This is a genomic window from Caproiciproducens galactitolivorans (assembly GCF_004768785.1).
Taxonomy (GTDB): Bacteria; Bacillota; Clostridia; order Oscillospirales; family Acutalibacteraceae; genus Caproiciproducens; species Caproiciproducens galactitolivorans.
In genome coordinates this window covers 57659-81680 of sequence record NZ_SRMQ01000007.1, presented here as the reverse complement: position 1 = coordinate 81680, position 24022 = coordinate 57659, and the positions used below count along the sequence as shown (strand labels likewise).

Here is a 24022-nt window from a genome sequence, read left to right as displayed (position 1 = left end):
GAAATGGAAAGTAAAATTGTGATAGAGGATTTAAATTTATATTACGGCGATTTTCAAGCATTAAAGGGAATCTCTATGGAAATTCCCAAAAATCGGATTACGGCTTTTATCGGCCCTTCCGGCTGCGGAAAATCTACCTGTCTGAAAACGTTGAACCGTATGAATGATCTGGTGGAAAACTGCAAAATTACAGGAACCGTAAAAATTGACGGAGAGGATATTTACGACCCGCGTACGGATGTGACTTTACTGAGGAAGCGCGCAGGCATGGTGTTTCAGAAGCCGAATCCGTTCCCCATGTCGCTGTACGATAATATTGCTTACGGCCCGCGCATTCACGGGATAAAATCTAAACAGGCGTTGGATGAAATCGTGGAAAAATCCTTGAGAAGCGCCGCGCTGTGGGACGAAGTGAAGGATCGGCTGAAAAAATCCGCGCTTGGACTTTCGGGCGGGCAGCAGCAGCGCCTGTGCATTGCGCGCGCGCTGGCTGTGGAGCCAGATATTCTTCTGATGGATGAGCCGACTAGTGCGCTCGACCCGGTTTCCACGCTGAAAATAGAGGACTTAATGGACGATCTCCGTGAAAAATATACGGTGATCATCGTAACCCACAATATGCAGCAGGCCGCACGCATTGCCGATCGTACCGCATTTTTTCTTCTTGGCCAGATTGTGGAATATACGGATACGCTTACGATGTTCAACAATCCGAAGGACGAACGTACGGAACGCTATATTACCGGGCGTTTCGGTTGATTTCTTATAGCTATTTCAGAAATAACCCTGTATAATAAAAGGAGGGATTCCTATGCCCAGAAAAATTTTTGACAGGGAAATTGCGAACCTCATTTCGCAGATGACCAATATGGGAAATGCCGTTGACCAGCGTATCGAGGAAACAATCGCCGCGCTGCGCACAATGGATTTGAAAAAGGCGGCGGATGTCGCGGGCAGCGACAATGAAATTGACCAGATGGAGCACAATATTGAAAAATTGTGTATGAACCTGATTGCGCTGCAGCAGCCGCTGGCGTCCGACCTACGGGTGATCGCAGCCTGCCTGAAAATCCTTACCGATATTGAGCGCGAAGCCGACCAGTGCGCGGATATCTGTGAAATCTTGACGATTGGGGAACTGAACACCAACAGCCTCGCCATTAGCCATGTGGTACAGATGATGGAGGCCGCGCGGGCAATGTTCCGCAGTGCGATGGACGTTTTTCTCAGCCACGACGTGGAAGCCGCGCGGGAGGTCTGCCTCAGCGACGATAATGTGGATTCCATGTTTGCGAAAATTATCCTGGAGGTTTGCGGAATTATTACGGAAAATCCGAGCAACGTAATGCGCGAAGTGGATTTGCTTTTTATTTCAAAATACGTGGAGCGTATGGCCGACCATGCTACCAATATCGCCGAATGGGTCATCTATATGGAGACAGGAGTCCATCCCGATTTGAATACAAAAGAAATGTAGGGGATACGAATGGCACTTATTTATATAGCGGATGATGAAATGAATATCCGGACGTTGGTCGCAATCGGGTTAAAGGACAGCGGGTTTGAAACCGCTGCGTTCGCCGACGGGACGGAACTGCTGAACGCCGTAAAACAGCGGCGGCCGGACGCGATTATTTTAGACTGGATGATGCCGCATCCTGATGGGCTGGCGGTTTGCCGGGCTTTACGGGAGGATTCCGCCACACGGAATATTCCGATTCTGATGCTGACGGCGCGGGGAGCCGAAATTGACCGTGTGCTAGGGCTTGAAATCGGGGCGGACGATTATATTGTAAAACCGTTCAGCGTGAAAGAACTGTGCGCCCGTGTCCGCGCCGTCCTGCGCAGGACGGCGCGGCCGGTGGCTGCTGCGCCGGAGCTGTCGATTACGAAGGGAAACCTCAGTGTGGATATTCTGCGCCATACGGTTAAAAAAGACGGCAGGCCCATTGAACTGACGCTGAAGGAATTCGATCTTCTGGTGATGCTGATGAAAAACAGCGGGAAGGTTTTGACGCGCAATATCCTGCTCGACAAGGTTTGGGGTACGGAATATTATGGCGATACCCGCACGGTGGACGTACATATCCGTTACCTGCGCCAGAAAATCGAGGATAACCCGGACAGTCCTAGCTACATTTATACGGTGCGCGGGGTCGGCTATAAATTTACCGAACCGGATTAAGCGGAGGCAGCTATGAAAAAGAAGCTGATGCTCAGCAATGCGGCGATCATCATAGTGGGGTTTGCCGCGGCGTTTTTGCTGGCGGGATTCGAGATTCAACAGCAGTATTACAAAGAGTTCACAAGGCGGCTCGACACCGCTCTCAGCATTCTGTCCACGCAGACAGAGGAAATCCGGCGGAACCCTGAGGCCGCCGCAACGGCGGTGGGCGTTCAGCTCAAGCAGTCCGATCAGGAAATGCGCATTAGCATTATCGATCTGAACGGGAAGGTTACCGGCGACAGCGCGGATACGGAAATCAACCAAAACCACAGCAACCGCCCCGAAATCCTTCAGGCAAGGGAAAAGGGGCGGGGCTACGATACGCGCGTCAGCACAAGCTTGAATGAGCAGTATTACTATGAAGCACTGTATGTTCCGGATCAGTTTTTCATTCGTGCGGCGCTGCCGACGAGGGATCTGGACGACATTCTTGAAAAGCTTTGGACGATCGCGGCGCTGAGCATGCTTTTTGGAATTGCAATCGTTTTCCTAGTGACAGGAATCTTGGTCTGTCGCATGGCAGAACCGCTGAACCGCCTGACAGAATCGGCGAAACGGATTTCCGAAGGGGATTATTCCAGCCGCGTAAAGGGAAATTATAAGGATGAGATCGGTGAGCTTGCCTGTTCCTTTAACAGGATGGCGGAAAACACCGAAGCCGCTTTCTCGCAGCTTACGGCCAAGCAAAACCAGCTGGAAGGCGTGCTTCAAGGAATGGACGATGGCGTGCTTGCCGTGAATAAGGAAAACCAGATTCTTTTTCTGAATCATAGTGCCCGGAAGCTTTTGGATCGGTTGAGCTTTAAAGAGGGCTCAACCTTTGAGGGCAGCCTTTTAATTGGGAAAATTGCCGGGTTAATGAAACAGGCGATGGATTCCTCAAAAGCTGAAAAGGAAACGATTATGGTAAGCCCGGGGGACAAACAGTTTACCGTTTATGTTTCCCCCATTGCCGGGCAGAAGCAAGAGTCCGCGCTAGCTGTTATTACAGATGTGACCCTGATGCATAAGCTGGAGCAGATGCGAAGCGAATTTGTCGCAAATGTTACGCATGAACTGAAAACACCGTTGACGTCCATTAGCGGGAGCATCGAGCTTTTAAAAAGCGCGGATCGCGACGAGGGAACCCGCCGCTATTTCTACGATGTGCTGGATATTGAAACGGAAAGGCTACGCCGTTTGATTGACGATATGCTGGCGCTGTCCCAAATTGAAAATGCCAGGGAAGACCCGAGCGTCTGCTCCTGCAATCTGGCGGAGGAACTCAAGCAGTGTGTGGACCGCCTTCTCCCGATGGCGCAAAAAAGCAATGTAGCGCTTGTTCTGGATGTCGACCGTTCCCTATTCGTTTCCGCGTCGCCCACAAGGCTGCAGCAGCTTTTCGGAAACTTGATAGAGAACGCGATTAAATACAACAAACCGGGCGGGAGCGTGACGGTTACGCTCCGCCGGCAGAAACAAACCGCGGTTATCAGCGTAAAGGATACCGGAATAGGTATTGCGCCGGAGCATTTTGACCGGCTGTTCGAACGCTTTTACCGTGTAGACACAAGCCGTTCCCGCGAAATTGGCGGGACGGGGCTTGGACTTTCGATTGTGAAGCACCTCGCCGCCCTTTACGGTGGGGAAGTCGGCGTGGAAAGCGAAATCGGGAAGGGAAGCAATTTTATGGTTCGCCTTCCGCTGCTTTCCGCGAAGGCAAATCCGGAAGGCAGCGCACAATAATGGGCGAAGCCAGCCAAGTTGAATATTAGGAATACTATGAAAAAGCATCCGGGTGAATTTTGAACCGGATGCTTTTTTGTATAGCTTGGTATATCATATAAAATTTTGTAAATCTTAACAGGGGAGGGATATTCTATGAAATCGATTTGGAGCGAAAGCTGCAGCCTGCCGAAAAGGGATTCGCTGAAAGGCGATATGGTTGTAGAAACAGTCGTGATCGGGGCGGGAATGGCAGGGCTTCTTACGGCGTACCTGCTGCAAAAGGAAGGGATGAAGGTTGCGGTGCTGGAAGCGGCGGAGACAGCAAGCGGCGTAACAAAAAATACAACGGCAAAAGTTACCATACAGCATAATCTGATTTACAACAGCTTGATACAGAACATTGGAGAGGAACAGGCAAAGCAATACGCCGATGCAAACCAGAAAGCCATTGAAATGTATCGAAGCATCATTTCGGAAAACGACATTGACTGCGATTGGGAAACAAAGCCCGCGTTTGTGTATTCCCTTAACCGGATGGAAGACATTGTGGCCGAGACGAATGCTGCGCTCAGTCTTGGAATTCCCGCGGAGTTTACAACATCCACAGGATTGCCGTTTGAAGTGAAGGCGGCGGTGAAATTTTCCAATCAGGCGCAGTTTCATCCGCTTAAATTTATACAGGCCATTTCAAAGGATTTGGAGATATATGAAAACACGAAAGCGTTGATCGTGCGCGGGGATAGCATTGTTACAAATCGCGGCAGGGTGACGGCGGATAAGATTGTTATTGCGACCCATTTCCCCTTCATCAATGTTCCGGGCTGGTATTTTGCGCGTATGCATCAGGACCGTTCCTATGTTATCGCGCTGGAAAATGCGGAAGATCCGAACGGAATGTATATCGACGCAGATCCGGACGGTTATTCTTTCCGCAGCTATGCAGGGCTGCTGCTGATTGGCGGCGGAGGACATCGTTCCGGCAAGCATCCGGGAACAAGCAGCTATGAAAAACTGCGTGCATTCGCAAAAAAATATTATCCGAACAGCTGCGAGGTTTTCCATTGGTCCGCACAGGATTGCGTGTCATGGGATAACATACCTTATATCGGCAAATACAGTTCTTCCACTCCGAATCTGTTTGTGGCGACCGGGTTTAAAAAATGGGGCATGACAACTTCGATGGTAGCCGCCATGATTCTCAGCGATAAAATTTGTGGGCGCACGCATAAAAACGCGGAGGTTTTTTCCCCGCAGCGTTTTCATGCGTCTGCCTCCGCAAAAAACCTTTTCACCGACGCGGGTCAGTCGGTGGCTGGCCTTACCGCGGGTTTGTTTTCCCCGCCAAAGCGCAAATGCGCGCATTTAGGCTGCCGGGTATACTGGAATCCGGATGAAGAAACATGGGACTGCCCCTGCCATGGTTCCAGATATACCAAGGACGGTAAACTGATTAGCAATCCGACGCTGAAGGACTTAAAAAGTAAGTAAGGCTGTTTGCGGACGGAATCCGGAATGAATATGCATAAGGCAATTCCGTCCGCGCATAATAAGCTCGGAGGTGATTGCAATGCCAAAGGATAGCCAGCCGGATAATAAAATCAGCCGGATCAAGAAGGCAAACGGACAGACGCCCATTACAAGGGAAAATCAAAATAAAAACCGGAATGCGAAGAAACAATCCATTAAAAATAACGACGTGTAAGGAGGCAGCAGTATGGCAAAGGCAGGAATGAGGCGCCCGGATCCGAAGGATCCGCACGGCACGGAAAGTAATCATAAAATGCATATCCCGAAAAACGATGTGAAGCCCGTACCGGAAATCCAAGGAAAGGCGAAACACACAAAAGAGAAAGCCGCCCCCATGTAAAAAAGTTATGTAAGACCGGGCGAGGTTTGAGCCCCGCCCTAACAGGGTGAATATCCATGCACATTCGGCACGTTTTTTCAAATACGATATTTGCCCTGCACGCTATTATCTTATGCTTCGCGCGATCGATTATGAATGTTAATATTTGTTTGCCAGATTTGCTACAAAATCATGCATTTCCCGGTTTGAGCGCACTTCGTGCGTATGCTCCAGAATTTCCTGCTGCTTTGCTTTGGGAAGCGCTGCAAAGTACTCCATTGCTTTTTCATTCTGGGCAAGCGCCATTCCAAAACCCAATGGCAGATCCAATATTACCACCTCCGGCGTTAGTGTTCGCTTCAATAAAATAAAAAATTCAGCCTTTTGTGCTTTTATTCCAATACACAATATGCTATTATTAAAATAAATCCCAAAATAAGGAGGAGGATTTAAATGGAAAGAACATATGTCATGCTGAAGCCGGACGCTTTAAAAAGGAAATTAGCCGGAAAAATCATAACAAGGATCGAAGAAAAGGGTTACATAATTGCCGATGCAAAAATGATGCAGCTTGACGAAGCGATATTAAGGGAGCATTACGCGCATCTTGCAGATAAACCTTTTTTCCCCAGTATTGTGGAATACATGGTTTCCGGACCGGTGCTGGCAATGATTGTGGAAGGGGAAAACGCTGTATTGGGGATGCGTAAAATTGTAGGCGCAACAAAATTTGAGGATGCGCAAGCAGGTACAATTCGCGGGGATTATGCGTTCAACACGCAGGAAAACCTGATCCATGCTTCCGATTCCATTGAAAATGCTGAAATAGAAATTGAACGTTTCTTTAAAAAATAATAAAAATGGCGGCGGAAATTTTCCGCCGCCTTATCTTATTTAAGTATATCAAGCTACCGTAATGACACAATGCCGCACAGGGCTCTGACCGGAGAGCGTGGAATAAACGCCGGTACATCCGGCTTTGACCGCCTGAATCTTATAATAATAGCTGTTACCGGATTTTACAAGAGAAACCTGTTTTAATACGCTGCCGTTTCCGGTTGTAAAGTACGGTTTTTCGCTTGTCCCAATCGGGGTAAATTTGAACTGATATGTTTTTCCGGGTTTCATAGTAAACGACATTGTCGTATCGGAAAGAACCGATTTTGCACGCCCATGTGCCGTGAACGCAACGGAAGTTGTGCCCGTTCCGGTCGTAATCAATGCCGAGCCCTCACCGACGTTCGTGATTTTGTAGAGATAGCCGTCCGGGAGTTTTTTGCTGAATGCAACGGTAACTGCGGAGGGGTTGGAAGAAACCGCCGGCGGCGGGGAAGAACGGGTCGTTGTAATCTTATAATAATATGTATCGTTGGTGCCGAATGTGTAATCCCATGTGGTGTCGGAGATCAGCACATCATCTCCGTCTCCGCTCAGATTCGGATTCGTCGGATCAACTGGTGTGGTGTTCTGGCCGTTGGCTGAATAGTCCACATAGGAATAATCAAGGTCAACGACGCCGGTCGTAATGCCAGGAACATTCCCGGAACCATATTGCCACATGGTGTAGGGTTTATCGTATTTTGCAACGTCTACGCCCCAGTTTGCAACCCATTTGTCGTAGCTGTCCAACTCGGGGCTGGATAAGTTTGAATTAAAGAAACTCGGGGAGCTGTAAATTCCCGCTTTATATCCTGCATTTTCAATGGCGGAGCAGAAAGTGACGGCAATGCTTGTAAGCTGTTCTCTGGACAGCGTGCGCTGTCCCTGATATTCAATATCGTAAAAGACCGGATAGTCCAAATGGCGCCCGTTTAAAATGCTGAGGCACATTCTGGCTTCTTCTGCGGCTGCGGCTGTGGTTGTCGCATAGCTGAAATGGTAAACGCCGACTTTAATGCCGTTCGCCGTCGCGCCGTCGTAGTTCTGTTTGAAATAGGCGTCGGTCTGCTTTTCCCATTGTTCGCTGCCGTAGCCTGTGCGGATAATCGCAAACTGAACGCCGCTGTTTTTCACTTCCGTCCAGTTGATGGATTTCTGCCAAGCGGAAACGTCGATTCCCTTTAAGGCGACATGTACGACGCAGGAAGCTTTCTGACCGTCGGTTGCAGTAGCGGTAATGGTTGCCCTTCCCAGCTTTACGCCCGTGACTACACCGCCGCTTACGGTTGCAACGCTTTCATCGCTGGAAGTCCAGGTAGCGTCGCTCATGATGCAGCCGGATTCGGATGCTGTGAGCGTTGCGATGTCGCCAACCCCTAAGGCAAGCTTCGTTTTGTCCAATTTCAGGGTTCCCAAGGATCCGCTCACATCGGTCGCAAAAGCAGTTACGCTGAACGATGCAATAATTGCGAGCATTAGTACGAGAGAGATCAGCTTTTTTTTCATGAATTTTCCTCCATTTGTTTTCGTTTGTGCAACATATTTTCGGTTCCCCACTAAGTTATTCGTATCCATGCTATATTCTTCTCGAGTCCTAAAAGCAATATTGCATTGAACAGTAGGACTATTCGTTTTCAATTATATTTTTAAAACCTATTTATGTCAAGTATGTGCACTAAAATGCACCAGGCGACAAAAGTGTATAAATTCTTATTGAAAAACAAATAAATGTGTTTTGGAAAGTCAAAAAATGCCGGTTTTATTGATTTTTTTGGTATTTAGCTTCCAAGATAAGGTGAAAACTTTCATTTTGTTGGAATAAATTACCGCTTTAAAATAATTTAAATTTAGAAAAAAGAAGGTAAAAAATATATTTGATTATTTTGGGCAAATGTTTTAAAATGAACAAGTGTATTTTTTACTGGCTGGAGGAAGAATTTTGGCAAGTTACGTGGATGAAATAAAACGAAGGAGAACCTTTGCGATAATCTCTCACCCGGATGCGGGGAAAACGACCTTAACAGAAAAGCTTTTACTCTACGGTGGCGCGATTTCGCTTGCCGGTTCCGTAAAAGGAAAGAAAACGGCAAAGCACGCGGTTTCCGACTGGATGGAAATTGAAAAGCAAAGAGGAATATCGGTTACTTCCTCCGTTATGCAGTTTAATTATCAGGGCTTTTGCATCAATATATTGGATACGCCGGGGCATGAGGATTTCTCGGAAGACACCTATCGTACCCTCATGGCCGCTGATTCTGCGGTCATGGTGATTGACGCCTCCAAGGGTGTTGAAAAGCAGACCCGCAAGCTTTTTAAAGTTTGCACGCTTCGCAATATTCCGATCTTCACTTTTATCAATAAAATGGACCGCGAAGCGCGGGATCCGTTCGACCTTATGGAGGAAATCGAAAAGGAACTGGGGATCCAAACCTTCCCGATGAACTGGCCGATTGGTTCCGGCAAGGAATTTAAAGGTGTTTACGACCGAAACAAGAAGGAAATTATCGCCTTTAAGGCGAACAACGGCCAACACGAGGTAGAGGCCACAAAAGTGGATATTACCGACGAGCGGCTGAATACCCTGATCGGGGAGGATCACCGCAGCACCCTCGAGGATGATATCCTGCTGTTGGACGGCGCAGGGTACGAATTCGATCTGGAAGCCGTCCGCAGCGGAAAACTTTCTCCCGTGTTTTTCGGGTCGGCGCTGACCAATTTCGGAGTCGAACCATTCCTTGAAGAATTTTTGAATATGACCACATCCCCGCTGCCGAGGGATTCGGATATAGGGCTGATTGACCCGTTTGACAAAGAGTTTTCCGCTTTTGTATTTAAAATTCAGGCGAATATGAATAAGGCCCACCGCGACCGCATCGCTTTTATGCGTATTTGCTCGGGAAAATTCGACAGGAGCCTAGAAGTTTATCATATGCAGGGCGGAAAAAAGATGAAGCTTTTGCAGCCGCAGCAACTGATGGCACAAGATCGCGAGGTCATCGACGAAGCTTATGCGGGCGACATTATCGGCGTTTTCGACCCCGGTATCTTTTCCATCGGGGACACCCTGTGCTCCTCCTCCAAAAAGTTTTTGTTCGGTGGTATCCCCACGTTTGCCCCGGAGCATTTCTCCCGCGTGCAGCAGGTTGATACCATGAAGCGCAAGCAATTTGTGAAGGGAATGACCCAGATCGCGCAGGAAGGCGCGATTCAGATTTTTCAGGAGCTGGGCGGCGGCATGGAAGAAGTGATTGTCGGCGTTGTCGGAACCCTTCAGTTTGACGTACTGGAATACAGATTGAAAAATGAATACAATGTAGATATCCGCATGGAAGGCCTGCCGTATCAGTATATCCGTTGGATTGAAAACAGCGATCTTGACCTGAAAACCCTGAACCTTACATCCGACACCAAGCGGATTCAAGACTTACGTGGGCATCACCTCTTGATCTTTGCCAATGAGTGGAGCATCCGATGGGCGCAGGAACACAATGAGGGATTGGTTCTTGCGGAATTTGGAAGAAGTTGATGCACGATGGAAGTCTCTTTAGAATTCATTGGCGAACGGGGGGATGGACGGTGCGCTTTCTGAATTCCTTTAATAAATTCATAGAAAAGCGGATGGCGTTCGTTACACCCGCGTGCCTGCTTATCGGTGTCCTTTTTGCGGATTCGCTCAGCCACGTTCTGTTTATCGTTCCATATGTCTTTGCGTTCATGACGTTCTGCGGCAGCTTAGGTTCCCGGTTCGGCGATTTGAAGCGTGTGTTCCATCACCCGGTGCCGCTGATTGTTTCCCTGTTCGTTATTCATTTGGTTGTCCCCTTGCTGGCGAATATAGCCGGAAGCCTGCTCTTTCCAGGGCATCCTTATGCCGTTACGGGAATGGTTTTGGAGTTTGTCGTTCCCAACGCGGTTGTCAGCTCGATGTGGGTTTCCATTTACCGCGGAAGCGTTCCGTTTACGCTGTCGATTATTCTGATTGATACGCTTCTGGCGCCGTTCCTTGTCCCGTTCAGCCTGCATCATTTTGTCGGTTCCAATGTTCAGGTTAATACGGCAGCGATGATGGAGGAACTGCTGCTGATGGTTGCCGTGCCGGCGGTTCTCGCTATGGCGCTGAATCAGTTCAGCGGAGGCACTTTGAAACAGACGCTTTCCCCAAAGCTTGCGCCATTTGGGAAAATTGCGCTGATGATCGTTGTTGCCGTAAATTCCTCTAAGGTTGCGCCGTTTATCAAGCATATGAACTGCTTCCTTTTTGCCGTTACCGGTGCGATGCTGGTTATCGCGGCATCGGGCTATGCTATCGGCTGGGCCTGTGCGCTTTTGCTAAGACGGAAGCGGGAGTTAATTGTCTCGATGACCTACGCCTGCGGGATGCGCAATATTAGTGCGGGCGCCGTGATCGCCGCCGCATATTTCCCTGCGGAAGTAATGTTCCCGGTGATGATCGGAACGCTCTTCCAGCAGGTTCTTGCCGCCTTTTACGCGCAGCTGCTTGTGAAATTTTATGGGACCGGCGAAGAAACTACATAAAAGGAAATAACCGCCGCCCCTTTTGGACGGCGGTAAATTTTTTTGGGAAACTCTATGTAAAATTATCCTGTGCAGTTAGGTTTTCCCTATTTTTCTTGTGATTTTGTGAAAACAGTCTATAATATAGGAAAATACATAATGGCTAGTCGAAAGACGGTTGATCTGGAGGTATTTTATGGCATTCCATTTTGAGAAGTACTGGCAGCAGCTACTGACGGCGCTAGAAGCCGGCCTGCCAAAAATAATAGGCGCCCTGTTGATTTTGGGAATCGGCTGGTGGCTCAGCAACAAGCTGGTTCATCTGATGTTCCGGGCGATGCAGCGTTCGATAGCGGACACAGGTATTGCAACCTTTTTGTGCTCGCTAAGCAAATCGCTTTTGAAAATTATCGTCTGCATTACGGCTGCGGCGCAGCTCGGCATGAACGTGAATTCTATTATCGCGGCCCTTGGCGCTGCGGGTCTGACCATTGGTTTAGCAATGAAAGACAGTATGTCGAATATTGCCAGCGGGGCGCAGATTATTTTTACCCACCCCTTCCGCGTCGGCGATTACCTTGCGTTCGACAAGGAGGAAGGAACGGTTGAGCGGATTGAAATTATGTTTACTTCGCTTAGGACGTCTGATAATAAAGTGGTTGTGATTCCAAATTCTAAAATCACCGCCAGCGTCATTACCAATTACTCCGCCATGCCGACGCGCAGGCTGGATCTGCATTACGGCATCGGCTACGACGCCGATATTGCGAAGACGAAAGAGCTGCTTGCAAAAGTGATTGCGGACAATCCGCTGGTGCTGAAAGAACCCGCTCCGCTTGTGGCCGTGGGCGAACATAAAGACAGTTCCATTACCATAGAAGTTCGGGTTTGGTGTAAGACAGAGGATTTTTCCGCCCTCTATTTCGATATGCAGGAGAAGGTAAAGCTTGCATTCGACGAGGCGGAAATGAATATCCCCTATAACCAGTTAGACGTACATGTAAAGCCGGAAGGCTGAAATAAAACGGGAGCCTGTAATAGCAGGCCCCTTTTTTTAATACGTTGTATTTACGATAATGGTCATAAAGCAAATTGTCGATATGCTCGGTACCGATGGAAAGGCGGATGGTGTTCGGTTTAATACCGGACTGGAGCAATTCATTTTCCGTCATCTGGGAGTGCGTGGCGCTCGCCGGATGGATGACCAGCGATTTGACGTCGGCCACATTGGCGAGCAGGGAGAAAATCTGAAGACGGTCAATAAAATTCCTTGCTTCCTGTGCGCCGTCCTTAATCTTAAAAGTAAAGATCGAACCTGCGCAGTTCGGGAAATACTTCCGATACAGGGCATGGTACGGACTGTTGGGAAGTGACGTTAAGTAGAATTAAAAAAATTATGCGGCAGGCTGCCGCAGGATTTCCATTATACGATTTGGAAGATATAAAATTTCAGATAGCTTGTTTCCGGCACGTTCCACAGAATGGGGTGGTCGGGGGCCTGCTGGCGGGCTTCGATCTGTTTCAGCGACACATGCGCATCGAACGCTGCGCTTCGGAGCATGCTGCGGAAAAGCTCGTCGGTCATAAAGTGGGAGCAGGAGCAGGTTGCCAGATATCCTCCGCGCGGCAGCACCTTCATTGCGCGCAGATTGATTTCCTTGTAGCCCTTTATCGCGTGAACAACGGTATGGCGAGATTTTGTAAAGGCGGGAGGATCCAATATGATGAAATCGTAACCGTCCTTCGCGCCGCAGGGCAGCTCCGGAATGAGGTCGAATACATTTGCGGTTTGAAAGGTTATTATTTCCTGAAGGCCGTTCCGCTTTGCGTTTTCCTGTGCCATGGTGATGGCGTCTTCCGAGATATCCACGGCGTGGACGCGTTCGGCGCCGCCCTTTGCCGCGTTCAGCGCGAAGGAACCGGTGTGTGTAAAGCAGTCCAGTACTTTTTTTCCGCGGCTAAGCTGCGCGACCGCTTTGCGGTTGTATTTCTGGTCGAGGAAAAATCCGGTTTTCTGCCCGTTTTCAAAGTCCACGCTGTATTCGATCCCGTTTTCAAGAATCGTTGTTTGCGTGGATTCCGGCTGCGGCAATCCGAGAATCGGATAAAAGCCCTTGTTTTGCTCCATGCCTTCCAGTTCGCGGATCGTAACATCATTTCGCTCATACACGCCGTCGATGGTTTGTCCGTCTTCCGCAAGGATTTTGCAAAGCAGCGGAAAGAGAATCGGTTTCAATTTTTCCATTCCAAGGGAGAGCGTCTGCGTAACCAGTATGTTGTTAAAACGATCCACCGTAAGCCCGGGAAATTGATCCGCTTCACCGAAAATTATGCGGCAGCAGGACAAATCGTTCCCCATAACCGTTTTGCGGTAGTTCCAGGCGTACCGCAGGCGGCGCTCGAAAAAGGCTTCGTCGAAAACATCGTTCGCGTTCCGGGAAAGCAGGCGGATTCGGATTTTGGAATGGTCGTTAATGAATCCTGTGCCCAGGTATTTTTCCCGGGTATTGAATACATCGATGAGTTCACCGTTCTGATATGCGCCCTCGATTTTTAAAATTTCGGTATTATATACCCATGGATGGCCGGCCAGAATGCTGTTTTCCGCTTTTCGGGTCAAAATGGCTTTCGGATAATTTCTTTTTTGTTTCATGTTTATTCCTCTTTTTTTACTTGACAGCCGACCGCTTTTTGAAGTTATCCGGTTGTCCGTTTTCTTCTGAAACTGCAAGTCCGGCGCACCGTTTACAGTTTTGTAGCAACCCCTTACAGTTCTGTTGCTTTTCTTGATTTCCTGTTGTGCCCGGGCTATGATTAAGATAGAAAAAGTGATGAACAGGGGTGGGATTTCAATGAAGATCAAGAAGGTTACGGTTCTGATCGTTTTGACGCTTTTCTTATTGATTCCGGCCGCCTGCACCAAAGCCGGTTCCACAAAGGAACAGTCTGCGGAGCTTCAGCCGACGCTGACTGTACAGAATATTGACCTGGAAGAGGCCGAGAGCGTAATTAAAAATACGATCCGCTTGAATTATAATCAATATCGGTTGGAGTTAATGAACGAAAACCTTTCCTATGGCGGCGATCAATACTACCAATTCGAAATTTCCGATCACAACAGAACGGTCGGTCCGTCGATTATCGTCAGCAAGAGCAACGGCATGATTTTGTGCTATTATCCGGATCATTCCGTTTCGGACGTCTATCAGGACGAGGTTTTCAAAACCAAATGCTGATGGGATAGTTTCTAAAGAATATTGCTGCGCCTGCGATGTGCAGACGCAGTTTATATCGAAGAGTAGTGGAATCCTACATTCCAATCAGTTTCTTTACAATAAAATAGAGAAAAGGAATGAAAAGGGCCGGCAGCATATTGCCGACCTTTATTTTTTTGATTTTCAGCATGTTCAAGCTGATCGCTATGATTAAAACGCCGCCGATTGCAGTAATTTCACGGATCATTTCCGCTGTCAGGAGCGATTTTAAGGACGAAGCCAAAAGGGTGATTGTTCCCTGATAGAGCAGGATTACGGCGGCGGAAAAAATCACGCCAACGCCCAGCGACGACGTGAGGAAGACGGCACAGATTCCGTCTAGTATTGATTTTGCGAAAAGCATCTGATGGTTTCCAGTAAGGCCGCTTTCGATGGAACCGACAATTGACATGGAGCCGACACAGAAAATCAGGCTGGCGGTTACAAAGGCTTTCGCGACCCCGCCGTCCGAACGGGAGATCCGGCGCTCTATTATTTTGCCAAGGCCCTCAAGCCTGTCCTCAATTTTCAGCGCTTCCCCGATTATGCTGCCCATGGCCATGCAGGTAATCAGCAGGAGCAGATTATTGGCTTTCACCGCACTCATAATGCCGATCAGCAGCACCGAAAGGGCAATCGCATTCATAATGGTTTCCCGATAGTTTTCCCGGATTCCGCTTTTTAAAACCAGCCCCAAGGCGGTTCCTGCCACTACTGCAAGCGCGTTTACAATTGTTCCCAGCATATCCTTCCGACTTCCCATCCGTTCATGTGTTTTTTATGATATATCAATTTGCGTTTCGATGTCAATAAGGTTCACTTTATATTTGCGGCATTTCCAAAAGATGCCGTGGAGGTCAATTGCTTCTTTCTCATTGCGCAGGCGCAGGGAGAACGCCTTGCCTTACGATTTTTCTTTGAAATTGCAATAGGGTATGGTATGATATGTTTATCAGTCTGGGGAGGTATCGATGTAGTGAATAAGACGGCGATTAAGGCGTTTGCAATCAATGCGAGAAGGAAGCTCATTGCATCGGTCGCCCAAAGGATTACGGACAATATTGGCAGCGGAAAACTGATTGCCGAGCTTGCGGCAGACGTTACGGAAAAGGGGCTCGATGTCGTCGCGGAGGAAGTGTCCTATATCTGGTTTAAACGGATCATCGGCGTTCGTTTTATGGAAGTCAACGGGTATCTGCCCGGCGGTGTGCGCGTGCTGTCTTCGAAAAATCCGGGGCAGATTCTTCCGGATATTGTTGCTGCCGCGCCGCAGAAAGAAAAAACCGACGCGCTTTTTACCTCGCTGTTTATCGATTGCTGCCGTTCCCTTGCTGAAATCCTGCCGGATTATTTCAGGAGTGCATGCGGGTATCTGGACGCTTTGCTGGAACTGTCCTTCCAGGACAAAAACGGGATTGTCCGAAGGCTGGTCGACGGTATTTCCGAAGAGGATTTCCGCGAAGCGGTTGAAATCGTCGGCTGGCTTTACCAGTACTATAACGATGACCGGAAGAATGCAGTAACCGGCTTGAACGGCGGGCGGGTAAAGCGTGAGGATGTCCCCGCCGCAACCCAATTTTTTACGACCGACTGGATTGTGCGCAGCATGGTTGACAATTCGCTCGGCAGATACTGGTTGGAACGCCACCCCAAAAGCCCGTTGAAGGAGAAGCTTCTCTATTATCTGGGGGGCGGGGAGGAAGCGGCGGGACAGGAGATTTCCCCGCAGGAAATAAAAATCCTCGACCCCTGCATGGGCAGCGGGCATATCCTGGTTTACGCCTTTGAGATACTCGTGGAAATATACCGGGAATGTGGCTATTCGGCTTATGACGCAGCCGAGCAGATTCTTCGCCATAATCTTTACGGTCTTGATGTGGATCAGCGTTCGTATGAATTGGCTTATTTTGCCCTTTTCATGAAAGCAAGAAACTATAACGCGGATATCCTTAACCGAAAAATACCGCTCAATCTGTTTCCAATTCAGGAAAGCAACGGAATCAGCGAAGAATTGCTTTCCTTTGTGGCTGATGGGGATGAAGAACTGCAGGAGGACATGCAGAGCTTAACGGCTTCTTTTTGGGACGCCAAAGAATACGGCAGCCTGATTTCGGTCGGTTCCCTGCATTTTGAACGCATTGACCGTCGTTTGGAAGAAATCCGGCAGGGGGAATGTGGCGGTTTGCCTTCCCCGGCTCTCCGGGAGGATACGCTGAAAAAGCTGCCGCCGCTTATCCGTCAGGCGCGGGCAATGGCGGGAACCTATCCGGTTGTGGCGACAAATCCCCCGTATCTTTATAAGATGAATACGAAGCTGAAAGCGTATGTCAACCGCCACTATCATGCATATGCCGGCGATTTGTTCGCGGTGTTTTTATACCGTAATTTCGGATTCTGCACAGAAAACGGGTATTGCGCGTTTATGTCCCCGTTTGTGTGGATGTTCATTAAAACGTATCAGAAATTAAGGGAATACATCCTACGGGAGAAATCCATATCTTCCCTTATCCAGTTGGAGTATTCCGCGTTTGAGGAAGCAACCGTGCCGGTCTGCACCTTTGTCCTGAAAAACGGGCCAGAGACGAGGCCGGGCGTTTACTTAAGGTTGTCCGATTTTCGCGGCGGTATGGAGGTGCAGAAGCAAAAGGCGATCGAAGCTTCCCGGAATCCCCGGTGCCCTTACCGCTATGAAACACCGTCGGCTCGCTTTACTAGAATCCCCGGAATGCCGATCGCGTATTGGGTGGACAGGGAATACGGGGAAATTTTCGCCAATACCTCCGGTATCGGCGCGTACGCTGCCGTAACCAACGGTCTTTTTACCTGCAACAATAAACGCTTCCTGCGCTATTGGTTTGAGGTGCCGCGCGAAGAAATCCATTTTCACTGTTCCGGCAGGGAGGACTGTGAAAAAAGTCCGCTGAAATGGTATCCTTACAATAAGGGCGGCGGGTTCCGGAAATGGTACGGAAATCAGGAGTATGTTGTGAATTTTCAAAATTTCGGGGAGGAAATCAGCAAATACCGGGTGCAGTCCGGGCAATCCGCGGTTTTCCCCGGGCAGGATTATTATTTTTTGCCGAGTATTTCATGGTCTTTCGTCAGCTCATCCAGATTCGGCGTGCGTTATTATCCCGGCGGCTTTGTGTTTGACATTGCCGGTTCCTCGGTTTTTATGAACCGCAGGGAGGATGTCCTTTACGCGCTGGGCTTTTTGTCCAGCAAATGCGCGTTTGCAATGCTGAATTTAATTAACCCGACGTTAAATTATCAGGCGGGGAACATTGCGCAGCTTCCGCTCCGCATTGATGAAAGCGTGAAGTCCCGGATAGACGCGCTTGTCCGCGAAAATATTGCGATCTCCAAAGCGGATTGGGATTTTTCCGAAACAAGCTGGAATTTCGAAACGCACCCGTTTTTAAAATTTAGGTCCGGAAGCGGAAAAATAGCAGATGCTTATGTCGCGTGGAAGGAATACGCGGAGCGCCGGTTTCAGCGGCTGAAGGAAAATGAAGAGGAGATCAACCGTATTTTCATCGGCATATACGGCTTGCAGAACAGCCTGACCCCGGAAGTGGAAGAACGGGACATTACCGTCCGACGCGCCGCGCTTGCCCGGGACACCCGAAGCTTCCTCCATTTTGCGGTTGGCTGTGTCTTCGGCCGCTTTCCTGTACCGGGCTACAATACCGACGTTACGGATGCGGTGCCGATTTGCAACGAGATACCGGATGACCTTGTGGCGAAGGTGGTCGCTTTCATCCGGTACGTGTTTGGGGAGGCGTTCCTGCAGGAAAATCTGGAATTCCTTACCTCTGCCATGGACGGCAGCGGCAGCCCTTTGGAAAAGATACGGGCGTATTATACGTATTCCTTTTACCAGGAACATTGCAGGCTGTATAAAAAAAGGCCGATCTACTGGCTTTTTAACGGCAGCGGGTGCCGGGTGCTTTGCTATATGCATTCATATCACGAAAATACCCTTTGTAACGTGCTGGGTTATTTTGAGGAAGCGCGGCAGCGGCTGGAAAAAGGGCTCAACCGCGGGGAATCCAAGGGAAAATCAGCGGCGCGGGTGAAACGGCTCCGTCGGCTGGAGCAGTACGAAGAAAGGCTGGGAAAGGCCGCTTCCGCGCACATCCGGCTGAACTTGGACGATGGGGTATTGTATAATTACAGCAAAATTCAAAACGGACAGAACTTGCTTGCGCCCTTAAAATAAATGGTGAGGTTGATACAATGATCAAAGCAGTCATATTTGATATGGACGGCACAATGTTTGACACGGAACGCGTCAAGATGCAGGCTTGGGCAAAAGCCGGGCAGGAGCTTCATTGCGCGGACGCTCATGAAATCTACGGGCAGATTATGGGCTTCACGTATGAATATGTGGAAAAAGCCTTCAAAGACGCCTATGGCAAGGATTTCCCTTATGAGGACTTTATCAAACTCGGTACCAAATACTTCAAGGGATACCTTGCGGAAAATGGGGTTCCGGTGAAAGCGGGGCTTTACACTTTATTGGATTATCTGAAGGCGAACGGCTATAAAATTGCGGTTGCAACCTCCACACAGAGGAAAACCACGCTGCACCATTTGAAAAGCACGAATACGCTTCCGTACTTTGACGCGATTGTGTGCGGGGATATGCTGGAAAAAAGCAAGCCGGACCCGGATATTTATCTGAAAGCGGCGGCCGCGCTTCAGGTTCCGCCCACAGAATGTATGGCGGTTGAGGATTCCCTCAACGGCATTACCTCGGCTTACCGCGCGGGCATGAAAACGGTAATGGTGCCGGATATGGTAAAGCCAAATTCTGAACTGAATAAAATGCTGTACGCCTGTGTTAAAACGCTGGACGAAATCATCGCGATCTTATAAAAATAAGCCGCCAGTGTCCTTGGCAGCTTACTGTTATTGTGAATCGGTATTTTTTAATATTTTGAACCGTTTCTTTACTTCTTCCGTCGGGAGGATCATGCTGTTGTACAGATCCGCCTTCGTTCCTACGTCGTAGGGACATTCCTTCGGCAGTTTACCAATATAGACAGTATTTCCCCTTGTGCCAAGATAGATCGGTTTTGCTGTGTGTTTAGCCGACTCCCATGATTTTTTAGGAACAAGAGAAATGGAGAGCAAAGGGTTTTCCGCATCCCCTTGAAACTCAAAAGAGATGGTGGTCTTTTTTGAACCATCCTTCAGCGTTTTTTCGCTGACGACAGCTTTATAATTTTCCGTTTCCCAACTGTCCGGTATTGCAAAGGAAAATCCCAATTCTTCGTTTGTATAGACGGTTTGCGCAGCAGCGTCTTCCAAAGGCGCGGATAATGCCAATTGCACGGAAGAAGGTTCTGCCTTTGCCGTACATGCGGCAAGAGCGATCATGCACAAGACGAGCCAGAGTAAAAGGGCGGGTTTTCGCATAAATCTCCTTCTTTCGGGTATACGTTTACCAATAAATCATATTCCGGAGGTATACAAATGTCAATGTAAGTATTAAAACTGTAACAAATTCATTACAATACTGTTATAATTAAAAAAAATTTGGGATTTGTGCTATAATAAAATGGCATAATTTTGAAGGCGGCGATGGGTCGATGAAAATTCTGGTGGATGCGGATGCCTGCCCGGTAAAGGAAATTATCGTTCGGCTGGCGCGTGAAAAAGCCCTTCCGGTCACAATGCTGATTGATACCAGCCACGAGATTCATGACGGTTACAGCACCGTTATTACCGTTGACAAGGGGCGTGACAGCGCGGATATCCGCCTTGTCAACCTGATTGAAGCCGGGGATATCGTCGTTACCCAAGATTTCGGCGTGGCGGCAATGGCCCTTGCCAAGGAAGCGAAGGTGCTGAACCAGAATGGGATGATTTACGACAATTCCAACATGGACCGTCTTCTTTTCGAACGCGCGCTCGGCCAGGAAGTGCGGCGCGCCGGTGGAAGAACCGGAAAAATCAGAAAACGTACCAAACAGGATGACCAAGCATTTGAGCGGACACTCTCCCGGATGATTGAAGAAAGTATTTGACAAATTTGTTTTTAATGGTATAATACCTATGTTTTGCTCAAAATTAAGACGTGGGGTTGAAAATATGTTTGATTATGACGTTATAGTAATCGGAGCCGGCCCAGCCGGCATTTTTACTGCCCTGGAAATGGATAAGCTCGCCCCTGAAAAACGGGTTCTGCTTGTCGATTCTGGCAGCGCGATAGACCGCCGCGCCTGCCCGGCAAGGACTTCCGGACAGTGCGCCCACTGTCCTACCTGTAATATTATGAATGGCTGGGCGGGTGCCGGCGCGTTTTCCGATGGAAAGCTTTCCCTTTCGGAGGAAGTCGGTGGCAATATCACCGATTATATGCCGGTTGCAAAAGCAAGGGAATTGATTCATTATGCGGATGAGATCTATCTCCATTATGGAGCGCCGTGTAAGGTGTTTGGAAAAAGCGACAAATTCGCGGAAAAAGTGTCCTATGAGGCGCGCAAGGAGAACATCCGGCTGATCCCTTGCCCGGTACGCCACATGGGAACCGAATATTCCTTTGAAGTCCTGCGCGGTATGTACCGCTATCTTTCCAGCCGTCCGAATTTTGAATTCCGCGAGCATACTACGGCGGATACGATTGAAGTGGAGGGCGGAAAGGCGAAGGGCGTATGGCTTGTTGATTCCAAGGGGGAACGCACCCTGGTGCGCGCGCCTTATGTCGTTATCGCCCCGGGCCGCGGCGGTGCGGACTGGCTTGCGCGTATCGCGCAGGAGAATAATCTTGCTACCATCAATAACGAAGTGGACATCGGCGTGCGTGTAGAGGTCCCGAACGCGGTGATGGATCACCTGACGAAGAATCTGTACGAGGCCAAGCTGGTTTATTACTCGGATACGTTTGAAAATAAGGTTCGCACCTTCTGCATGAACCCCGGCGGGATTGTTAGCGAGGAGCATTACGACGGGGGAATCGACGGAGGAATCGCGGTTGTGAACGGGCATTCCTATGCGGATGAGGATAAGCACAGCGAAAACACCAATTTCGCGCTGCTTGTTTCCACCAAGTTTACGGAACCGTTCAAACGGCCGATTGAATACGGGCGCTATATCGCGCAGCTTGGCAATATGCTGACCGGCGGCGGTATTATGGTGCAGCGGCTTGGCGACCTGCTCCTCGGCAGGCGTACGGATTATACAAGGCTGAAAAAGTCCACGACGATTCCGACCCTTACAAACGCGGTGCCGGGCGACCTTTCGTTTGTGCTGCCGCATCGCCATCTGACAAGCATTGTGGAGTCTTTGCGGGCCTTCGATAAGCTGGCGCCCGGACTGTATTCCAAAAATACGCTTCTCTACGGCGTAGAAGTGAAATTCTATTCCTCGAAGATATCCGTTGGGAATAATTTTGAAACGGCGATTAAGAATCTGTACGCCGTGGGAGACGGGGCTGGAATCACCCGGGGTCTGATGCAGGCTTCTGTGACCGGCATTGTTGTCGCAAGGGATATCGCAGAAAAACAGAAAAAGAAATAAATATTCAGCGAACCTGAAAAACGGGTTCGCTGTTTTTATGCATGGAATAAAAGCTGTGACATATAATTTGATAGATATGCCGTTCTTTCCATGCGAGCAGTTTCCTTTCGTACATCATGGAATAAGCCGGCATGATAAGTGAGGAGGGGATATTTTGCCCGAATATACGTTAAATTATTATATCCGGTCCAATAGCGCAAGGGGCTATGCGAGCTTTTTTGAGTCAAATTTCAGCCGCCTGCGTACGGTTGTCCGCTTAGACGGTTATCCGTCCGTTGCAGTAGCGGATATTGTCGGGAACATTTGCGCCGACGCGCTTGAAAAAAATTTTCATGTCGAGCTGATTCATAACTGCTTGGACAATTCGCTGGAAGGCGTGATCGTTCCGGAAAAAAGCGCCGGTGTTATCAACTTTCCGCTTTATGATGAAGAAGAATTCAGCGTTGCTGCAATTCTGAATGACGAAAACCTGCACCAGACTTTTGCAGGGCTGGAGGCGGCCCGCCGCCATTTTGCCGCGGCGCTGGAAATTCATGACCGATGGGAGCAGATTTATATATCGAATATGGATTTTGCTGCCGCCAACAAGCTGGCATCCGATACGATTGAAAGGGTAATCGGCGGGAATACGCTTGCGAAAAAAGGGGAGCAGATTCATCGCTTTTTCGGCGCGGCAACCATGGACGGTTCCCTTGACTATATTGACAGCCTTACATCCCATCTTGCAAAGCGGTATTTTATCAAAGGGCGGCCCGGAACGGGCAAGTCCACGTTTTTAAAAAAGATTGCCGAGTATGCTTGCGCCGCGGGATATGAAACAGAGGTATACCATTGCGCCTTTGACCCGAACAGCGTGGACATGATTGTTTTAAGAGAGCTTGGCCTGTGCGTGTTCGACAGCACGTCGCCGCATGAATACTTCCCGTCCCGCCCCGATGACGAGGTCATCGATATTTACAAGACCGCGGTTGCGGAGAAAACGGATGAGAAACACCGCTCGGAGATTGCCGCGATCATGACGGACTATAAGGCGGAAATCGCAAAGGCAACAAAACAGCTTGCCCGCGCGAAACGGTATTACGACGAAGTACAGCGGGGGCTTCTTTCGAAAATCAATGCCGGAGCGCTTGGAAATATGGAAAAGAAAATTCACGACAAAATTTTTGAAAGCTGGTGATTCCTAAATCTAAAGCGGCTATGGGAAACCATAGCCGCTTTTGCGATTGCAATCATGACGGCTGGGGCGGAATACGCCCCAGCTTTTTTGCCTGTTTTTTCACGCCGGGCGGATATTTTGTATGATACGCTATTGACAAATTGCCCGGAAGCGGTTATAGTGTTCCTATAAAGAAACACTACTGGAGGGATTGCATGGATGCCGCTGAAATGCTGGGCTATTTCGGGCTGACCCGTCAGGAGTCGGTGCTCTACCTCATGCTTTGCTCCGAGGGCAGGATGACGGGATACGAAGCGGCGAAGGCGACGGGGATTTCGCGCTCGAATACGTATACGGCGCTCGCCGGCCTTGTGGAAAAGGGCGCGGCGTTTATAGAAGAGGATACCGCAACCCACTACCTTCCGGTTCCGGCGGAGGAATTCTGCGGTAACCGGATTCGCCGCATGCAGGAATACGCACAATTGCTTACGCAGGTTCTCCCGGAGCAAAGGGAGGAAACCGGGGGTTATATCACCGTAAAGGGCGAAGAAAATATTTTTGACAAAATGAAAAACATGATTGACAAGGCGAAGGAGCGGGTCTATCTCGCCGTTTCCGGGCAGACGCTTTCAAAGCTGATGCCCCAGATCAAGGGGGCTGTCGCTCGGGGGTTGAAAGTCGTGATTATCACCGACCCGCCGTTTGCGTTGGATGGGGCGCAGGTTTATCATACGAAAACCGGGCAGCACCAAATCCGGCTGATTGCGGACTCGAAAAACGTACTGACAGGGGACACCGCGGCAGGATCCGAATCAACCTGCCTGTACTCCCAAAAACGGAATCTGATTGAGCTTTTTAAAGAAGCATTGAAAAATGAAATTACGCTGATCACAATGATGGAAGGAAGTTGA

At 49.1% G+C, this 24022-nt stretch carries 23 protein-coding genes and 1 pseudogene; 18 read left to right on the top strand and 6 right to left on the bottom strand.

Annotation, left to right across the window (positions count from 1 at the left end; translation table 11 throughout):
* Nucleotides 1-3 precede the first annotated feature (3 nt).
* The 7 genes from pstB (at nucleotide 4) to CAGA_RS12675 (ending at nucleotide 5801) form a co-directional block, all read left to right on the top strand.
* Nucleotides 4-759, top strand: coding sequence for a phosphate ABC transporter ATP-binding protein PstB (gene pstB / locus CAGA_RS08400; protein WP_135659791.1), 756 nt, complete (start codon nucleotides 4-6; stop codon nucleotides 757-759).
* A 52-nt stretch (nucleotides 760-811) separates the two neighbouring features.
* Entirely contained in the window at nucleotides 812-1477 is a 666-nt protein-coding gene (gene phoU / locus CAGA_RS08395; protein WP_135659789.1) for a phosphate signaling complex protein PhoU, read from the top strand.
* 9 nt (nucleotides 1478-1486) lie between these two features.
* Nucleotides 1487-2185: a response regulator transcription factor gene (locus CAGA_RS08390; protein WP_135659787.1), complete on the top strand. Its 699-nt coding sequence runs from the start codon at nucleotides 1487-1489 to the stop codon at nucleotides 2183-2185.
* Between the two features lie 12 nt (nucleotides 2186-2197).
* Nucleotides 2198-3952, top strand: a complete 1755-nt coding sequence (locus tag CAGA_RS08385; protein ID WP_135659785.1) for an ATP-binding protein — start codon at nucleotides 2198-2200, stop codon at nucleotides 3950-3952.
* A gap of 135 nt (nucleotides 3953-4087) precedes the next feature.
* Nucleotides 4088-5422, top strand: coding sequence for an FAD-dependent oxidoreductase (locus CAGA_RS08380; RefSeq protein WP_135659784.1), 1335 nt, complete (start codon nucleotides 4088-4090; stop codon nucleotides 5420-5422).
* 79 nt (nucleotides 5423-5501) lie between these two features.
* On the top strand, nucleotides 5502-5636 hold the full coding sequence (locus CAGA_RS12930) for a hypothetical protein (RefSeq protein ID WP_277668496.1): 135 nt from the start codon (nucleotides 5502-5504) through the stop codon (nucleotides 5634-5636).
* Nucleotides 5637-5648: 12 nt separating this feature from the next.
* Nucleotides 5649-5801 (top strand): hypothetical protein, encoded by a 153-nt coding sequence (locus CAGA_RS12675; RefSeq protein ID WP_167875191.1) that lies wholly within the window; start codon nucleotides 5649-5651, stop codon nucleotides 5799-5801.
* Nucleotides 5802-5939: 138 nt separating this feature from the next.
* Here CAGA_RS12675 and CAGA_RS12670 read toward each other — a convergent pair whose 3' ends face one another.
* Nucleotides 5940-6110 carry a YdeI/OmpD-associated family protein gene (locus CAGA_RS12670; RefSeq protein ID WP_207669568.1) on the bottom strand — a complete coding sequence of 57 codons (171 nt, stop codon included), beginning with the start codon at nucleotides 6108-6110 and terminating at the stop codon, nucleotides 5940-5942.
* A 123-nt stretch (nucleotides 6111-6233) separates the two neighbouring features.
* On the opposite strand from CAGA_RS12670, the gene ndk reads away from it, so the two are divergent.
* Nucleotides 6234-6635 (top strand): nucleoside-diphosphate kinase, encoded by a 402-nt coding sequence (gene ndk, locus CAGA_RS08375; protein WP_135659782.1) that lies wholly within the window; start codon nucleotides 6234-6236, stop codon nucleotides 6633-6635.
* 48 nt (nucleotides 6636-6683) lie between these two features.
* On the opposite strand, the gene CAGA_RS08370 is transcribed toward ndk, so the two are convergent.
* Nucleotides 6684-8165, bottom strand: a complete 1482-nt coding sequence (locus CAGA_RS08370; protein ID WP_167875190.1) for a GH25 family lysozyme — start codon at nucleotides 8163-8165, stop codon at nucleotides 6684-6686.
* Nucleotides 8166-8598: 433 nt separating this feature from the next.
* Between CAGA_RS08370 and CAGA_RS08365 the strand changes: the two genes are divergently transcribed.
* The 3 genes from CAGA_RS08365 (at nucleotide 8599) to CAGA_RS08355 (ending at nucleotide 12192) form a co-directional block, all read left to right on the top strand.
* A complete protein-coding gene (locus CAGA_RS08365; RefSeq protein WP_135659778.1) occupies nucleotides 8599-10185 on the top strand; it encodes a peptide chain release factor 3 in 1587 nt (528 codons plus the stop codon).
* A gap of 50 nt (nucleotides 10186-10235) precedes the next feature.
* Entirely contained in the window at nucleotides 10236-11195 is a 960-nt protein-coding gene (locus CAGA_RS08360) for a bile acid:sodium symporter family protein (RefSeq protein WP_243112996.1), read from the top strand.
* Nucleotides 11196-11370: 175 nt separating this feature from the next.
* On the top strand, nucleotides 11371-12192 hold the full coding sequence (locus CAGA_RS08355; protein WP_135659774.1) for a mechanosensitive ion channel family protein: 822 nt from the start codon (nucleotides 11371-11373) through the stop codon (nucleotides 12190-12192).
* A gap of 61 nt (nucleotides 12193-12253) precedes the next feature.
* Here CAGA_RS08355 and CAGA_RS08350 read toward each other — a convergent pair.
* A pseudogene (locus CAGA_RS08350) lies at nucleotides 12254-12547 on the bottom strand (PLP-dependent transferase); the annotation flags it as partial.
* A gap of 50 nt (nucleotides 12548-12597) precedes the next feature.
* The gene (locus CAGA_RS08345; RefSeq protein ID WP_135659772.1) at nucleotides 12598-13827 is read right to left on the bottom strand and encodes a class I SAM-dependent rRNA methyltransferase; all 1230 of its coding nucleotides are present in this window, start codon (nucleotides 13825-13827) and stop codon (nucleotides 12598-12600) included.
* A 199-nt stretch (nucleotides 13828-14026) separates the two neighbouring features.
* Here CAGA_RS08345 and CAGA_RS08340 point away from each other — a divergent pair, with 199 nt between their 5' ends.
* On the top strand, nucleotides 14027-14410 hold the full coding sequence (locus CAGA_RS08340) for a hypothetical protein (RefSeq protein WP_135659770.1): 384 nt from the start codon (nucleotides 14027-14029) through the stop codon (nucleotides 14408-14410).
* A gap of 73 nt (nucleotides 14411-14483) precedes the next feature.
* On the opposite strand, the gene CAGA_RS08335 is transcribed toward CAGA_RS08340, so the two are convergent.
* On the bottom strand, nucleotides 14484-15173 hold the full coding sequence (locus CAGA_RS08335; RefSeq protein ID WP_135659768.1) for a DUF554 domain-containing protein: 690 nt from the start codon (nucleotides 15171-15173) through the stop codon (nucleotides 14484-14486).
* Nucleotides 15174-15404: 231 nt separating this feature from the next.
* Between CAGA_RS08335 and pglX the strand changes: the two genes are divergently transcribed.
* The gene (gene pglX / locus CAGA_RS08330) at nucleotides 15405-18650 is read left to right on the top strand and encodes a BREX-1 system adenine-specific DNA-methyltransferase PglX (protein WP_167875189.1); all 3246 of its coding nucleotides are present in this window, start codon (nucleotides 15405-15407) and stop codon (nucleotides 18648-18650) included.
* Nucleotides 18651-18667: 17 nt separating this feature from the next.
* On the top strand, nucleotides 18668-19309 hold the full coding sequence (locus tag CAGA_RS08325; RefSeq protein WP_135659759.1) for an HAD family hydrolase: 642 nt from the start codon (nucleotides 18668-18670) through the stop codon (nucleotides 19307-19309).
* Nucleotides 19310-19342: 33 nt separating this feature from the next.
* On the opposite strand, the gene CAGA_RS08320 is transcribed toward CAGA_RS08325, so the two are convergent.
* Nucleotides 19343-19852, bottom strand: a complete 510-nt coding sequence (locus CAGA_RS08320; RefSeq protein ID WP_135659755.1) for a hypothetical protein — start codon at nucleotides 19850-19852, stop codon at nucleotides 19343-19345.
* Nucleotides 19853-20025: 173 nt separating this feature from the next.
* Between CAGA_RS08320 and CAGA_RS08315 the strand changes: the two genes are divergently transcribed.
* From CAGA_RS08315 to CAGA_RS08300, 4 genes are all read left to right on the top strand, one after another.
* Complete coding sequence (locus CAGA_RS08315) at nucleotides 20026-20463, top strand: YaiI/YqxD family protein (RefSeq protein WP_135659751.1); 438 nt, start codon at nucleotides 20026-20028, stop codon at nucleotides 20461-20463.
* A 64-nt stretch (nucleotides 20464-20527) separates the two neighbouring features.
* Nucleotides 20528-21955, top strand: a complete 1428-nt coding sequence (locus tag CAGA_RS08310; protein ID WP_135659745.1) for an NAD(P)/FAD-dependent oxidoreductase — start codon at nucleotides 20528-20530, stop codon at nucleotides 21953-21955.
* 154 nt (nucleotides 21956-22109) lie between these two features.
* Nucleotides 22110-23132, top strand: coding sequence for a hypothetical protein (locus CAGA_RS08305; protein ID WP_135659739.1), 1023 nt, complete (start codon nucleotides 22110-22112; stop codon nucleotides 23130-23132).
* A gap of 194 nt (nucleotides 23133-23326) precedes the next feature.
* Nucleotides 23327-24022: a TrmB family transcriptional regulator gene (locus CAGA_RS08300; RefSeq protein WP_135659734.1), complete on the top strand. Its 696-nt coding sequence runs from the start codon at nucleotides 23327-23329 to the stop codon at nucleotides 24020-24022.